The organism is Aromatoleum sp. (assembly GCF_032027225.1).
Taxonomy (GTDB): Bacteria; Pseudomonadota; Gammaproteobacteria; order Burkholderiales; family Rhodocyclaceae; genus Aromatoleum.
Map to the genome: position 1 here is coordinate 567,854 of NZ_JAVSMM010000001.1, position 13,923 is coordinate 581,776.

Genomic DNA, 13,923 nt, shown 5'->3' on the forward strand with positions numbered 1-13,923 from the left:
ACTCCCTCCTCAAAACAGTTAGCGACCTACCCAGCCGGCGATCACAACCAAAGCCAGCATTAACAGGCAAAGTACGAGCGCCCGCCATACCAGACCGACGGTACTCTGCATGTAGTCCGGGTCAGCCTCTTCTCCCACGCCCATCTCGGGCCGCTCGACGATTTCGCCGGATTGATGCACCGGCATTCCGAGCCGCACCCCGAGAGCGCCCGCACCCGCCGCGATCAGGATCCCCGAGGCCCTTTCGTCCCACAGCATCGCCTGCGTGCGCCAGCAGAAAATCGCGTCCTCGAAGTCACCCACGACCGAAAACGACGCCGCCGTCAGGCGCGCCGGGACCCAGTCGATGACCTCAAAAGCCCTTCGAGAAAATCGGCCGAAGTCGCCGAATTCGACATCGCGCCGCTCACCCCATTCTTCACCGAGAAAACGTCCAAGCCGATACAGCACAGCACCGCTCGGACCGGGCATCACGATGAACCAGAACACGACGCCGAAAACGTTGCGATGCGCGCCGACCAGCGCCTGCTCGATCGCCAGCCGCGCCACTTCGCTCGAACTCGAGGTGAAGTACTGCCCTCCGCGCCACTCCCCGAGCAGCGCGCGGGCACGGTCGAGTTCGCCCATGCGCAGCGCGAGATGGATGTCCGTGAAGAAATGGCTTTCCTGCCGAAAGCCCATGGTCAGATACAGCGCGCCGACGTTGAATGCGAACGCGAACAGCGGGTGGACCGCCCACAGCAGCTGGAAAATCACGACGCTGCCGATCACCCCGGTCAGCATGATCAGCCACCACGCGATCGTGCCGTTCCGTGCCTGCCCGTCATTGAAGCGATCGAGAACGAGCGCAGATAACCGCCGGAGGGGATCCAGGACGAGTTGCCGGACCGGCAACGGACGAACCTGCTCGATGAGCAGCGCAACGATCAGCGAAAAGAGGGTCATTCCGGACGGGGTGGTAAAAAGAAGGCCTGCTAGTCGTTTGTTTTTGGGCAAGATACCACAAAAGAAAGTCCTTATTGCGCACTGCGGCATCGGTCGGGGCGATCGGATATTCGTATTTGAGGATTGGTGGCCGCCGGCAATACCCGGATCCGAATCGCGGCACAGAAACGCCGTATGCATACTTCCGTTTTTCGGTAAGTGCCCCTCCTCGAAGATCCGAAGTACACACGCGTGCCGCACGTCGATGCGTCATCGCAGCGTGGTTTCATGCCCGCAAGAGCTGTCGCGACTGAGGCGATTATTGCGTTTTCAGAAACAGTGAGCACACGGGCGCCGCATTTGCCGTGCTCGGGACGCGGGCTAGACTCGACCGCTTCTCACTCAGTACGTCACCTGCCGAGGAACATTCATGTCGATCCTCCCCACGCTCTTCGTCTCGCATGGCGCGCCGACCTTCGCGCTCGAACCCGGCGAGGCCGGACGGCAACTTCGCAACGCCGCCGAGAATCTGCCCACGCCGCGCGCGATCCTGATCGCGTCGCCGCACTGGATGAGCAGCCGGCTGCTGCTGACCGCCACGGCGCAGCCCGAAACGATCCACGATTTCGGCGGTTTTCCCGAAGCGCTGTACGAGCTCCGCTATCCGGCCGCGGGCGCTCCCGAATTTGCGCGGCGCGCGATCGAACTGCTCGACGCCGCCGGATTCCCGGCCGGCGAGGCCCCCAAGCGCGGACTCGACCATGGCGCGTGGGTCCCGCTGATGCACCTTTTCCCCGACGCGACGATCCCCGTCGTCCAGATCTCGCTGCGACCGCAGGAGTCGGCACGCTATTTCTTCGAGCTCGGACGCGCGCTCGAACCGCTGCGCCACGATGGCGTGCTGATCATCGGTTCCGGCAGTATCACGCACAATCTGTACGAGTTCCGCGGACCTCGCGCAACCGTCGAACCTTACGTCACTGCGTTTACCACCTGGATCGCGGACACGCTCGCCGCGGGCGACGTCGAGGCTCTCCTCGACTACCGTCGGCGCGCACCCCACGCCGAGCGCGCGCATCCCACCGACGAGCACCTCGTGCCGTTGATGTTCGCGCTCGGCGCAGCGGGGGAAGCGGCGACAATCCGGCGTTTTGCCGAGCGGGACGTACGCTACGGCATGCTCGCGATGGATTCGTACGCCTTCGGGATGTAAATCGGTCGGGCGACTCATCGCCGGTCACGCAGCCGGAATATGGGGCTAATATCAGAATTCGCTTCTATTGAACGAATCCGGAGATCCCCATGAACGTCAGACGTTTCGTACCGGCCGCGCTCTCATGCCTCATCCTTTCGGCACACGCCGCGGACGACCCGATGCTCCTGGAGGCGCGTGCCGCGGCAACAACGCTGCCGCCGAAGCTCCTGACCGCGTTGAACGACGAGATTGCGCGCGTCGGACCGGAAGGCGCGATTCCGGTCTGCAAGGATCTCGCGCCTGCGATGGCAAAGGAAATCGCCGCGAGCAGCGGCTGGCGGCTGAAGCGCGTCAGCCTCAAGCCGCGCAATGCCGAACGCGCGACCCCGGATGCGTGGGAAAAGGCGGCACTCGAAGAGTTCGACCGGCGCGCTGCCGCCGGGGAGCCGCCTGCGACGCTGGAGAAGGGAGAAGTGATCGACACCGCCGATGGGCGCGTCTATCGCTATGCGAAGGCGCTGCCGACTCAGGCGCTGTGTCTGAACTGTCACGGGCCGCAGGAGAGTCTGAAGCCGGAGGTGCGCGCCGCCATTGCCGAGCACTACCCGAACGATCGGGCAGTCGGCTACAAGGAGGGAGAGATCCGCGGCGCGATCGTCGCCACCAAACCGCTCTGAACGAGCCGCGAGACTGCGATCACGGATGCGCCGGCTTGCGGTTCCGTCCGACGCGATCTCCGATGCGAGCCGTCCAACACGCAAAAGGCGTGGCGGTTCGGCCCGCATGCTTTCGCTGTTTCAATAGCTCCTGAGCAATCGCCGCCCGTCCGCCCGGGGTGAGCGCCTTCGCGCGCCACCCGCAGCAGGGCGACCGGGACAAAACTCGTACCCGGCGGCCGCCCGCGCCCTGGAGGGCTTCAGGCGGGCGCCGAGGCGGTTTCCATCGCGACGCGCAGTGCGGCCGCGTCGTTTGCGGCGTCGGCGTGGAAATCATGCACCGGCAGCATCTCCCGCAGCAGCGCACCTGATACGGTGTCGTCCTCCAGCAGCGCCGCAGTCAGCGCGTGCAACACGTTGCGGTGACGTTCGAGCGTGTCGCGACAAGCGCGCTGCGCGGTGTCGAGCATTGCGCGCGCCTCGCCGAGTGCGCGTTCCTGGATGTGCGGACCGACGAGCGCTGCGGGCACGCCCTGCAGGCTCAGCAGACCGAACTCGTGCGAGAAACCCATCGCGCTGACCATTTCGATCGCCAGCTCGGACGCGCGCTTGAGGTCGTCGGACGCACCGGACGTGGTATTGCCGTAGCTCATCAACTCCGCCTCGCGGCCAGCGAGCAGCATCGACAGCCGCGCCTTCAGCTCGCGTTCGCCATACAGCGGTACCTCGTCTTCGCGGCTGACGAAAGTCACGCCGAGCGCCTGCCCGCGCGGCTCGATGCTGATCCGTTCGACACGCCCCGCCCGCAGCACGTGGGCGACAAGCGCGTGCCCAGCCTCGTGGATCGCTATCCGCTCGCGGTGCGTCTCGGTGAACACCGCCTTCAGGCTCGACACTTCGCCGCCGAGCTGGTGGCTCTCGAGCGCACGGTGCACGTGGCCCTGGCCGACGGCATCCGCTCCGGATTCAGCGGCGAGCACGGTCGCGCGGTTGACGATGTTCGTGATGTCGGCGTGCGACAGGCCGCTGCTCGCACGCGCGAGCGCTTCCGTGTCGATCGCGCCGATATCGGACTTGACGCGGCCGAGGCAAAGCTCGAACAGCTCGCGCCGGTCATTCACGGTCGGCAGCGCGACGCGGGCGACCAGATCGAAACGGCCCGGCCGCTTCAGCGCATCGTCGACGTTGCCGACGTGGTTCGTCGCGCCGATCACGACGATGTTGTCGGACGCGGAGAAGCCGTCCATCTCGACCAGCAGCTTGTTGATGATGCGGTTCTCTTCGGACTGTCCGCCCTCGACCTTCGCGCCGCTCGCGCGCTTGCCGATGCCGTCGAACTCGTCGATGAAGATGATGCACGGGGAATTCTTGCGCGCGGTGGCGAAGAGCTCGCGCACCTTCGAAATGCCCTGGCCGTAGAACATGCTCGAAAAATGCGAGCCGTCGACCGCGATGAAGTTCGCCTTGCATTCGCCGGCGAGCGCGCGGGCGAGCAGCGTCTTGCCGGTTCCCGGGGGGCCTTCGAGCAGCACGCCACGGGGCGGCTTCGCACCGAGCGCGAGATATTTCTGCGGGTCGCGCATGAATGCGGTGACCTGCTGCAGCGAGGTTTTCGCGTCCGACGCGCCGACCACGTCCGCAAAAGTCGTGTCGGGCTTTTCGGCGAGCTTCGCCTTCGCACCCCCGCCCATCGCGCCCTGACGCACCAGGTACACGCCGACGCCGAGCATCGCGGCGACCGTGAGCAGCGTCACGAGGCGTTCGAGCACACTGCCGGTGCTCGCGGCAATCCGCTCGCCGATCGTGCGCGGGTCGATCCTGACGCTCGTCAGCGCGAAACCCTGTTCGCGGCTGAGTGCTTCGAGACGCGTCAGCAGATTCTCTTCGCCGCCAACGAGTTGGGTGCTGAAGCGCTCGCCGCTGCGCGTAGTCAGCAGCACGCGCTGGCCATCTACCGCGAGCGCGGCGATCTCGTTGCGTTCGAGCCGCTGCGCGAACGTCGAGGCGTCGAGCGGATGGTCGAGCCACGCGCGCGGCGCCGCCTCGAATTGTTGAGCGAGCGCGGTCTTGCCGATCAGGCTGGGCGCCTGATTGCGGTAATCGATCGCGACCCACGCGGCGACGACGGCAACAAGGGAAAAAACGGCAAACAGAACTTGGACCCAGCGGGGCCAGGCGGAGAAAAGCTTCATCGACGATCCGGGAGTCAGCCCCGAATAGGACCGTCGGAAGGTCCAGGCAGGGCCTGCAATATGGCGGCGCGAACCACCGGGTTCAGCTACGAGCGCGAAGCCTTCGTGTCCGTCCGCGCCCTCGAATGTTGCTACCGCACAACCAGTATTTTTGTGCGGTGAAGCATTCTTTCCCAGCCACGCCGGACCCGCAACTGCCGTACCGCCGGCGCAAGGATGACGTTCGCGCACTTCGCGGCGTGCCCCCGATGGAAGCGCCAGAGAACGGCCGGCCATACGCGCCTGAGGTATGCGACCGTTTTCACTGCTCGGAACGGCTATGGAAACATAACGTTACAAAAGTCGTGATGTTGCGCTGGTCGTGATGTTGCACTGGTCGGTCAGCGCGCGAACTTCACCAACCGCGATCCTCCCAGTGTCTAAGCGCAAGGTGCATCGCGGCGGCGGCGATCGCGGCGTCGCCCATCGCGACCGTGATCTGATTCAGCCCCTGCAGCACGTCTCCGGCCGCGTACAGCCCCTCGATGTTCGTCTGCCGTCGGCGATCCGTCACGAGGTAGCCGTCCTCGTCGCGGTCGGCATCAGGTGCGAGCTCCGCATGGATGTGCATTCCTAGCGCGCTGTACACCGAGTCGCAGCGCGTCTCGGCGTCGCGGTGACGGACGACGATCGCACCCTCCGACAGGCGAACGCTGGCTATCGGATCTTCGACCAGGCGGATCTGCGCCGCGGCGAGCCGATCCCGACTGACTTCATCGAGACTGCTCTCGCCCGACAGCAGGAAAACCGTCAGGTGCGGCGTGAAATGCCGCAGGTACAGCGCCTCGCGCACGCCCGCCGGGCCGTCCGCGATGACGCCGACGTTCCGGTCGATGACTTCGAACGCATCGCAAACGGGGCAGTAGCGCACTGCGCCGCTACCGACCGCTTCGGCGAGGTGGGAGACGGCGGGCTCGATGTCGCTCGTCCCTGTCGCGAGCAGCACGACCCGCGCCCCGACCTCCCCGCCAGGCCACCGCGCGGAAAAGCCGTCCTCCGTTTTTTCGAGCTTCTCGACCCGACCCTCCGCAAACACGACACCGTAACGTTCGGCCTGCCGGCGTATCGACGACATCAGCTCGGCGCCGACGACGCCGTTCGGGTAGCCGGGCATGTTGTGCGTCCGCGGAATGCGCAATGCGCGGCTGCGGCCGTCGTCGACGACCAGCACGGTCCGACGGAACCGCGCGAGGTACAGCCCTCCGGTCAGCCCGGCCGGGCCTCCGCCAATGACGAGAGCGTCGAACTTCAGGGGACTGGGCATCGCAATCGGCCGGGAATCGGAACGTAGCAGCGATGCAAGATCGGCGCCGGCGCAGCCAACGGGAACGCTCGCTCCCTGCCCCGCCGCGCGGAAAGCGCCTGGAAGTTCGTGGAGTTCCTGGCGGCCGTTCCCTACGCCCTCGCCCCGGAGCCTCGGGGCATCGTGCCCCGCCATCCCGTAGGGCGCAAAAACGCAGTCCGCGTAGGGCGGAAAACGAAGATTAGCCGCAGGCAAAAGTGCAGCACCTTCCTCCGATCTCCACGCCCGCACGAAACTCCCACTGCAAGGCAACACGCAGAGGGCTTTTCGGTCTTCGCGCGCTAAAAGATCCCAGCTCGTGCCCGCCGACTCACATGTCCCGCCCGTTATGGTGCATGCGGCCGGCGCAATCCTTCACGCGTAAGAACTTCCCGCTGCCCCTGTAAGACCTATACGGTCGGCACGTTGCCGGTCGCCTTCACCGCTCGCCTTTGTCCGTCGCCTTTGCCGATCGCCTTTGCCGGTCGCCTTTGCCGATCGGCCGCGCCGCTCAGCCCGCCGACGCGACCGTTTCGACCGATTGCGGCACGGCGACCGATCGCGGCGCACCCTCTGCCTCGCACGCCGGACCGCGCTTTTCCGGGTAGTAGCACATGTACCCGCTCGCGCAGTGGCCCGGCGCGTCGCGCAGACCGACGGCAAATTCGCGGACTTCCCGCTCGGCGCCGCCCGACTCGATCCGGCGCAGCACTGCGGCGACCAGTTCGACGCTGCGGATCTTGCGTTCGCTCGCGCCTTCGCGGCCGGCGATCTTCACCGAATGCACGCCGACCTCGTGCATCGCCGGCATTGCGCAGACGCCGCACGGCCCCCATGGGTAGCCGTTCGGCGCGAGCGAAAATCCGTTGCCGAAGCGGTACCACAGCCAGCGCTTGTAATCCTGGTCGTTCCGTTCGAGGCGCCGCAGCGCGCGCGGAGCCGGCGGGTTGTCCCCGGCCGTGCGGTACTCGAACGCGTAGTTGTCGATGCAGATCGGGCCGCCCTTGCCCATCGGCAGGTGCACCGTGTGGCAGCTGCCTTCCTCGAACACACAACCGTCATTGAGGACGAAGGCTTCGACTTCGAGCTCGGGGAGCGCCGTCGAGATCGCCGAGATTTCGGCGACGGTCACGTCCCGCGGCAGGACGATGCGGCGCGCGCCGAGCCCGGCGAAAAAACGCGCCGATTCGACGTTGCGGCACGTCGCGACCGAGCTGACATGGATCGCGAGGTTCGGTACGTTCGCGGCGAGCGACGCGATCAGCGAAACGTCGGCGACGATCGCAGCCTCACCGCCGATGCTGCGAAAGCGTTCGGCAATCGCAGTCAGCGCGTCGAGATGCTGCTCGCCGTACTGCTGCGCGTTGAGGACGAGGAAGACGGCGGCATCCAGCGCGTGCGCCTTCTCGACGACGCGTTCGAGGTCCGCGTAGCCGTTGAGATTGCCGAACACGCGGCGATTGACGCCGGACGTGTTGAAGCGCTGGACCCAGTCCGGCGGCACGACGCCGCAGTAAAGCTCGGTCGCGCCCGCGCGGACGAGCGGTTCGACTTCGGAGTGGCTGCTGATCGGTGCGGTGATCTTCATGTCAGAACTCCCGTCGCGTCGGCGACGCTCGTGGCCTCGTCGCGACGAAGTGCGCATTTCGTGTTGTACCGCGGACGGCCCGCGTGCACCAATGGAAGGATGCGAGCTGTCAACTCAGGCTCCCGAAAGAACGATCCGATTGACCCAGCCTCTCGCGACCGCATCCGCAAGCGCGGCCGCCATGCCGGCGGCGTGGCGGTAATACATCGTATTGCCGCGCTGCGAGGTGTGGAGCTCATGCGTACCGGGTCGCGCGCCGACTTCGGAAAAGCCGAGACATTCGCGGCGGCACTTGCGGCCGACCGAGAACTTTTCGGGCGCGTCGAGCGACAACGAACCGAGCTTACAGAGCCTTCCTTTCGCGATATAGCCGTATGGTGCGCGCACGCCGACCGGGAAATCGATGCCGGCGTACATGTCGGCGGCACCGAAAGGCGGGAAGTCGAGTTCGAGTCGCCCGATGCCGAGACGGTCGAGAATTTCGCGGAACGGGCCGGCGCGCAGTCCGTTCGGGTACATCCGCGCCCAGGTCGCCGACGGCAGACGCGGGTCCTTGAGCATCTTGCCGAGCAGCCGCCCCGCGACCGGGCGCAGATCGGGAAACTCGCGCTGCACGAGACGCGCGACGCCCCAGTCATTGACGGTGACTTCGGCGCGGGCCGGCAGGCGCGCGAGCGCCGCGCGCAGCGGATCGAACAGGCCGTCGCACGCGATCGGCGTGACGAGCCCTAAGGTCAGACCCCAACGCTCGCACAGCGCGACCGCTCGGTCGATCGACTCGATGTCAGGCAGCAAGTGCTCGCAGAACTCGCTGCCGAGGAAGAGATGGGTGAGTTCCGCGTCGGCGGGCAGCGAGACGCAGGCACGCGCTTCACCGAGCACGGCGAGGCAGTGCTCGCGCGTGAGGCGTTCATGCCGCGCGAGAGCCACCAGTTCGCGCTCATCGACCACGGCGAAACCAAGCTCGATCGGGCGACCGGCGAGAACAGGATCCGGATTCGGGCTGGGCGTCGGATCCGGGTTCGGACGCGGCGCCGGATCGGGATTCGGCCTCGGCGTCGGGTCCGGATTGGGGCGCGGAGTCGGATCGGGACGAGTCGGGGTATCAGTGCGGTTCATGAATCGAGCTCCGCGGTTCGTCGGTTTTCGCCATGGCCTCTCTCAGCGACCGGCATTCGGCCAAAGGCGCCGCGTTTTTCCGCCCTTCGGCTGTGCATCTACCTATGCTCCATGTCGCAGGGCGGATGAGCCCAAGGCCTTACCCGCCGATGCCCGTCCGGCTCTGCGGGCATTCGGCGGAAGACGCTGCGCTTTTGCCCCTGGGCGAAATTTCGTTTTCCGCCCTACGGATGCTGCGCATTCCCTCAGCGCTTGACGACCCGCATCCAGCCGATCGACTGGTCCGCGCCGCCGGGCATCATGATTTCGCCGGTTTTCTCGAGCGTCTGCGCGTCGTGGATCGCGATCTTGTCGAGCGCGCCGCCGATATACACCTCCTTGCCGTCGCCGGAGATGTTGACCGCGTAGAAGGTCTGCTCGACCGGCACGCGCTTGATGACGCGGCCCGACTCCCAGTCGATCTTCGTCAGCTGGTTCATCACGAGAAAGGCTTCGTTGCGCGCCACCGGGTTGATCACCGACGAGAACATCGCCGTCTGCGCGTTCTCGAACTCGATCGTCTTCAGCGTCTCGGCGTCGAGGTCGAACACCGCGAGACCGGCCTTGAACGCCTCGGGCGAATCCGGCGCGACGTCGGTCTTCGCAACGTAGTATGGCGTCGACAGCGCGCGGGCCTGCTCGAACGTGCCCCACATCGCGAGCACATCGGGCTCGCCGATCCCCGGACGGTCCCAGTGGCGGATCGGGAAAGTCTTTTCGATCGCTCCGGTTTTCGTGTTGAAGAGGTACATGTCCCAACCGAGCGCAAGCAGGTGGTCCGGGTTGCCGGTCGGCGCGAGCAGGCTGATGCGGCGCGGCGCCGGGAAGCTGCGGCGCGGTTTCGCATTCATGCCGTCGGACGTGTCGAACACCGCGATGTAGGTGTCCTCGACCTTGTACTCAGAGCGTCCGAGCACGACCGGCGCCTGGTGCACGTACACCTCGCGCCCGTCCTCGCTGACGGTGGCGGCGAAGAACCCTTTGATGCGCCGCTCCGGCGTCGAGAAATCGGCGCGGAACACAGTCTTGCCGGTGTCGAGATCGACGCCGATGACGCTCTCCATGCGGTTAGTCAGCACGTAGGCGGTCTTGCCGTCCTTCGGCACCGCGATCGCTCCCGGCACGCCGTCGCCCGGGAGCGCGATCGAGCGGACGACCTGACGCTTCGCGGGGTCGACGATGTGAAGATTGTTCGGGCGCGTCACGGTCAGCAGATATTCGGCGGCGAAGCCGGATGCGGACGCCGCCGCACAGCACAGCGCCACGAACGCCGTCCGCGCCTTCTTCAGGGCCACTGTCTTCATCGCTCAGTCTCCCGGGAACAGCGTCTGCAGTTCGCGCCAGTCGCGCAGCGCCGAGTTCTTGCCCTCGGTCCAGTCGCGCGCGGTGTTCAGGCCGTCCGCGAGTTGCGCCGGCCACCAGCACGGGTCGGTGCACCCGTAGAGATCGGCTTCCATCGGCTGGCACAGACTAGCCAGGCCGCCGAAGGCGTCGACTTCCCAGCCGGGGTCGAAGGTCGTCGTGCAGCCGACGACGCTGCTCATCAGTTGCACTTCCTCTTTGTGGCCGTCCTGCGCCGCCTGCTCGAGCAGGTGCGCCTTGTGGTTCAGGGCTCGCAGTCGTTTCATTGCAGGGCACTCCTCTGTTCGATGGCGGCGTTGAAGAACGCCGGATTGGCAAGGGCGATCTCGCCGAAGGCTTCGAGGCCGAACGCGGTCCATTCGCGGATCTGCTCGCAGTACTCGAAGGTCGGCAGGAAGGGGTCGCCGGAGCGGGAATACGATTCGTGGTAGCAGCCGCCCGCGCACAGGCTTCGCGCCGGGCAGGCCTGGCAGGCCGAATGCGGGGCCTGCGCGCGGGTCATGAACCCGGACAGCGCGTCGCGCTCGATGCCGCTGGTCACGTCGCCGAAAGTCTCGAGGTCGGACCCGGTGAAGCGGTGACACAGCGAGATCTTGCCGCCGGTGCCGACCGCGAGGAGTCCCACGCCAGCGCCGCACGGCAGCACCTTGCGCGTGCCCATCCACAGGTCGGTCATCAGCTGCTGCATATTGCCGAAGCCGTGGCGACGGCCACGCTTCGCCTCGGACACGTACTCGCGCCCGAGCGCCTTGAACGCTTCGAACACGATATCGAGTTCCTCCTTCGTGAGCCCGACCGGCGAGTCGGGGCCGGCGGTCGCCGGCGCGAAGCCCACTTCGAAGAAGCCGAGCTCGTCGTGCAGGTGCTTGTAAATGCCCGCGACGTCGAGGTTGCCGGTCGCGAGCGTGACGCGCGCGCCGACCGGTTTCGACTTGTACTTCTCCAGCAGCCGCTTCACGCGCATCGCGACCGTCTTGTAGGTGCCGCCGCCGGCGATCGTGCGGCGGTGGCGGTCGTGCTGCGCCTGGTCGCCGTCGATGCTGACGGTGATGCCGAAGCGGTGCGCGTCGAGGAAGTCGATGATCTCGTCGGTGAGGAGCGTCGCGTTCGTCGTCAACGAGAACTCGACCCCCTTGCCCGCCGCCGCCGCTTTCTCCTCCGCGTACTCGACGAGATCGCGGATCACCGCGATGCGCGTCAGCGGCTCGCCGCCGAAGAATACGATCGCAACGTGCTCGTTCTCGCTCGCCTCCTGCATCAGGAGGTCGATCGAGCGTGTACCGGTCTCGTAGTCCATCACCGACGAGTTCTTCGGCGACGTGAGGTCTTCCCGATAGCAGTAGCTGCAGCCGAGATTGCAGCCGGTGGTCAGCGTCAGCACGAGCGTCTTCAGCGGCGAGCGCTCGACGACGCGCGCCGGGATTTCGTAGTGCTTCGGCTGCGGCGCGACGATGCCGAGATCGATGAAGTCGCTGAGGCTGTCGCACAGCTCGCCCGGCGAATAGCGTCCGTCGAAGCGCGCCTGGATGTCGTCCGGCGCGACCTCGACCGTCGACTCGAAGAGCCCGAGCAGGTCGGACGCCGCCGGGTCGAGCTCGAAGATCGACGTCGTCGGCACGTGCAGCAGCACTTGCCGTCCGCCCGAACGGATCGCCCGGTAGTTGTGCGGCTGGATCTGAAGTGTCGTCATGTCCGGCTCTCCGTTAGCGCAGCGTCGTCGGGTTCCAGCGCTGCACGGTGACGACCAGCTGGCCCTTGGCGTCGAGCGAGCGGTCGCCGTCCTTCACCGTCGCGACGACCGCGAGGTTGCCGACGTTGTTGAGGCCCCCGCGCACCGGGTTCGGCCCGGCGAACGACGGCACGAAGCGACCGTGCGGCTCCATGTAGCCGGCAAAGCGCACGTCGTCGTCGTGCTTCGCGCGCTCGTCGAACGGCACGGTCGACCACTTCGCGGGCACGCTGCCGAGGCGGATGTCGTCGTCGGTGCCGGATTTGCCATCGGGACCGTCGAGGAACGCGACCGCGTCGAACTGCGCGCTGACCGGCGCAATCGTGCCGCCGCCGAGCCGGGCGACGCCGAACGCCGGTTCGACGCGGATGCTGTCGAACTTGCGATAGACCGCGACGGTGCGATCCGATGCGCGGCCGCCGACCGCCACCTTATGCACGCCGACCGGCGCGTTCCCGGCGACCTTCACGCGCACCCGCAGCTCGTTCGGCGTCTTGTTCAGCCACTCGACGACCTCGACCCCGGCGCCCAGATCGACCGCCGGATCGAGCCCGGCTCCGATCAGCGTGAGGTCGACGACGTCGCCCGCGCGGAGCATGCGCGGTGCGATCGACACGAGCGCGTTCTTCGTCGCCTCGCCGGCGCGCACTGCGTCGAAGCTCGCGCCGATCTCGTCGGCCCCTTTCAGGAACCACCGCCCGCTGATGCGCGAACCGTCCTCGTTCAGCGCGAATATCGAACGCGTGTCCTCGTTGCCGAGCTGCGCCGAGCCGCGCCATTCGTAGCCGGTGTAGATGATCGCGTCGCCGTGCCCGCGCACAGTGTTGCCGGCGCGAAAGCGCAGCTCGTAGCGGACGTCGTAGCGGTCCTGCCCTTGCGCGAGGACCGTCATCGTGCCGGTGTACGGTCCCCAACCCGGGCGCTCGCCGGCGACGGCCCAGCTTCCCGCCGCATCGGCCGGCTTCTTCGCGCTCCAGGCGCGCCAGGCGTCGGTGTTCTTCGGGTACAGCGCCGCGAGCTTCGCCGGCATCTTGTCGCGCGCGATCTCCCACCAGTTGCGATCACGTCCCATCGCCGAATACTCGGCGCTCGGAAACTGCCCGAGATGGGTGTGCATCAGCTTCAGCCATTCGCCCTCGTCGCGACGCTGCAGCGCGACGCGACCGAAGCTGTGGCAGCGGCCGCACATCTGCGCGAACTCCTCGTCGGGCGGCGCGTCCTGCATGTTCGGCCGTCGCTCGGTCAGAAAGCGGAACGGCGCGCTCTCCGACGGCGCGAGCCCCTGCCGGTCGGCGAGGTATTTCACGATTTGCCGCCGCTCGTCCGGCGTCAATTCGACCTTGTGCCAGATCCCCATCCGCACGACCGTCATGTCCCAGCCTTCCGGCGACTTGCGGATCTCCGGAATGCGGTCGAGCTTGCCGTTGTCGAGGTGACAGGCGCCGCACTTCGACTCGATCAGCTTCTGCGCCGCCGCGTCCTCATCGGTCGCAGCCGTTGCCCCGAAAGCGCCGAGCGCCAGCGCGAGCGCTCCCGCGTGGCGCACGCGGCGCCGAAACCATCCGTTCCACTGCCCTTTCACATCGGCCTCCATTTTTCTGTGTTCCGGTGACGATCCGGGCCGCGCGGCGGCGGCCCACGCGCTCACAGCGCGATGACCACCGACTTGGTTTCGGTCGACAACAGGAGCGGCCCGATTCTGCCGAGCTCCTGCGCAATGGCTTCGATGAGGTCCGCGAACTGCGGTGGCGTCGCCTCGCTCGGCATTTGTCCGTGGTAGCGGTCCATGTCTTCGTCT

General features: G+C 66.6%; 12 protein-coding genes. 2 read left to right on the forward strand and 10 right to left on the reverse strand.

Annotated elements, in window-relative coordinates; all coding sequences use genetic code 11:
- Window positions 1–18: 18 nt before the first annotated feature.
- Window positions 19–945, reverse strand: coding sequence for a CobD/CbiB family protein (locus ROZ37_RS02740; RefSeq protein ID WP_312657497.1), 927 nt, complete (start codon window positions 943–945; stop codon window positions 19–21).
- Between the two features lie 409 nt (window positions 946–1,354).
- On the opposite strand from ROZ37_RS02740, the gene ROZ37_RS02745 reads away from it, so the two are divergent.
- Window positions 1,355–2,137: a class III extradiol ring-cleavage dioxygenase gene (locus ROZ37_RS02745; protein ID WP_312657296.1), complete on the forward strand. Its 783-nt coding sequence runs from the start codon at window positions 1,355–1,357 to the stop codon at window positions 2,135–2,137.
- Window positions 2,138–2,226: 89 nt separating this feature from the next.
- Window positions 2,227–2,796 carry a DUF3365 domain-containing protein gene (locus ROZ37_RS02750; RefSeq protein ID WP_312657297.1) on the forward strand — a complete coding sequence of 190 codons (570 nt, stop codon included), beginning with the start codon at window positions 2,227–2,229 and terminating at the stop codon, window positions 2,794–2,796.
- Window positions 2,797–3,035: 239 nt separating this feature from the next.
- Here ROZ37_RS02750 and ROZ37_RS02755 read toward each other — a convergent pair whose 3' ends face one another.
- The 9 genes from ROZ37_RS02755 to ROZ37_RS02795 all read right to left on the reverse strand — a co-directional run bounded on the left by ROZ37_RS02755 (window position 3,036) and on the right by ROZ37_RS02795 (window position 13,913).
- Window positions 3,036–4,967, reverse strand: a complete 1,932-nt coding sequence (locus ROZ37_RS02755) for an AAA family ATPase (RefSeq protein WP_312657300.1) — start codon at window positions 4,965–4,967, stop codon at window positions 3,036–3,038.
- A 394-nt stretch (window positions 4,968–5,361) separates the two neighbouring features.
- Complete coding sequence (locus tag ROZ37_RS02760; RefSeq protein WP_312657301.1) at window positions 5,362–6,270, reverse strand: NAD(P)/FAD-dependent oxidoreductase; 909 nt, start codon at window positions 6,268–6,270, stop codon at window positions 5,362–5,364.
- A 529-nt stretch (window positions 6,271–6,799) separates the two neighbouring features.
- A complete protein-coding gene (locus tag ROZ37_RS02765) occupies window positions 6,800–7,876 on the reverse strand; it encodes a U32 family peptidase (RefSeq protein ID WP_312657303.1) in 1,077 nt (358 codons plus the stop codon).
- Window positions 7,877–7,990: 114 nt separating this feature from the next.
- Window positions 7,991–8,995: a hypothetical protein gene (locus ROZ37_RS02770; RefSeq protein WP_312657305.1), complete on the reverse strand. Its 1,005-nt coding sequence runs from the start codon at window positions 8,993–8,995 to the stop codon at window positions 7,991–7,993.
- A 245-nt stretch (window positions 8,996–9,240) separates the two neighbouring features.
- Entirely contained in the window at window positions 9,241–10,338 is a 1,098-nt protein-coding gene (peaD, locus tag ROZ37_RS02775) for a quinohemoprotein amine dehydrogenase subunit beta (protein ID WP_312657307.1), read from the reverse strand.
- 3 nt (window positions 10,339–10,341) lie between these two features.
- Window positions 10,342–10,662 (reverse strand): quinohemoprotein amine dehydrogenase subunit gamma, encoded by a 321-nt coding sequence (qhpC, locus tag ROZ37_RS02780; protein WP_312657309.1) that lies wholly within the window; start codon window positions 10,660–10,662, stop codon window positions 10,342–10,344.
- Window positions 10,659–12,086 (reverse strand): quinohemoprotein amine dehydrogenase maturation protein, encoded by a 1,428-nt coding sequence (gene peaB, locus ROZ37_RS02785; RefSeq protein WP_312657311.1) that lies wholly within the window; start codon window positions 12,084–12,086, stop codon window positions 10,659–10,661. Before peaB ends, qhpC begins: the two co-directional genes overlap by 4 nt.
- Window positions 12,087–12,099: 13 nt before the next feature.
- On the reverse strand, window positions 12,100–13,719 hold the full coding sequence (peaA, locus tag ROZ37_RS02790) for a quinohemoprotein amine dehydrogenase subunit alpha (protein ID WP_312657313.1): 1,620 nt from the start codon (window positions 13,717–13,719) through the stop codon (window positions 12,100–12,102).
- A 50-nt stretch (window positions 13,720–13,769) separates the two neighbouring features.
- A complete protein-coding gene (locus ROZ37_RS02795) occupies window positions 13,770–13,913 on the reverse strand; it encodes a hypothetical protein (protein ID WP_312657315.1) in 144 nt (47 codons plus the stop codon).
- Window positions 13,914–13,923: the final 10 nt, after the last annotated feature.

Excerpts from the sequence above, each read along its gene's own strand:
- ROZ37_RS02770 (WP_312657305.1), bottom strand. The coding sequence starts at position 8,995 with ATGAACCGCACTGATACCCCGACTCGTCCCGATCCGACTCCGCGCCCC.
- qhpC (WP_312657309.1), bottom strand. The coding sequence starts at position 10,662 with ATGAAACGACTGCGAGCCCTGAACCACAAGGCGCACCTGCTCGAGCAG.
- ROZ37_RS02755 (WP_312657300.1), bottom strand. The coding sequence starts at position 4,967 with ATGAAGCTTTTCTCCGCCTGGCCCCGCTGGGTCCAAGTTCTGTTTGCC.
- peaD (WP_312657307.1), bottom strand. The coding sequence starts at position 10,338 with ATGAAGACAGTGGCCCTGAAGAAGGCGCGGACGGCGTTCGTGGCGCTG.
- ROZ37_RS02760 (WP_312657301.1), bottom strand. The coding sequence starts at position 6,270 with ATGCCCAGTCCCCTGAAGTTCGACGCTCTCGTCATTGGCGGAGGCCCG.
- ROZ37_RS02740 (WP_312657497.1), bottom strand. The coding sequence starts at position 945 with ATGACCCTCTTTTCGCTGATCGTTGCGCTGCTCATCGAGCAGGTTCGT.
- ROZ37_RS02750 (WP_312657297.1), top strand. The coding sequence starts at position 2,227 with ATGAACGTCAGACGTTTCGTACCGGCCGCGCTCTCATGCCTCATCCTT.
- ROZ37_RS02795 (WP_312657315.1), bottom strand. The coding sequence starts at position 13,913 with ATGGACCGCTACCACGGACAAATGCCGAGCGAGGCGACGCCACCGCAG.
- ROZ37_RS02765 (WP_312657303.1), bottom strand. The coding sequence starts at position 7,876 with ATGAAGATCACCGCACCGATCAGCAGCCACTCCGAAGTCGAACCGCTC.
- peaB (WP_312657311.1), bottom strand. The coding sequence starts at position 12,086 with ATGACGACACTTCAGATCCAGCCGCACAACTACCGGGCGATCCGTTCG.
- ROZ37_RS02745 (WP_312657296.1), top strand. The coding sequence starts at position 1,355 with ATGTCGATCCTCCCCACGCTCTTCGTCTCGCATGGCGCGCCGACCTTC.
- peaA (WP_312657313.1), bottom strand. The coding sequence starts at position 13,719 with ATGGAGGCCGATGTGAAAGGGCAGTGGAACGGATGGTTTCGGCGCCGC.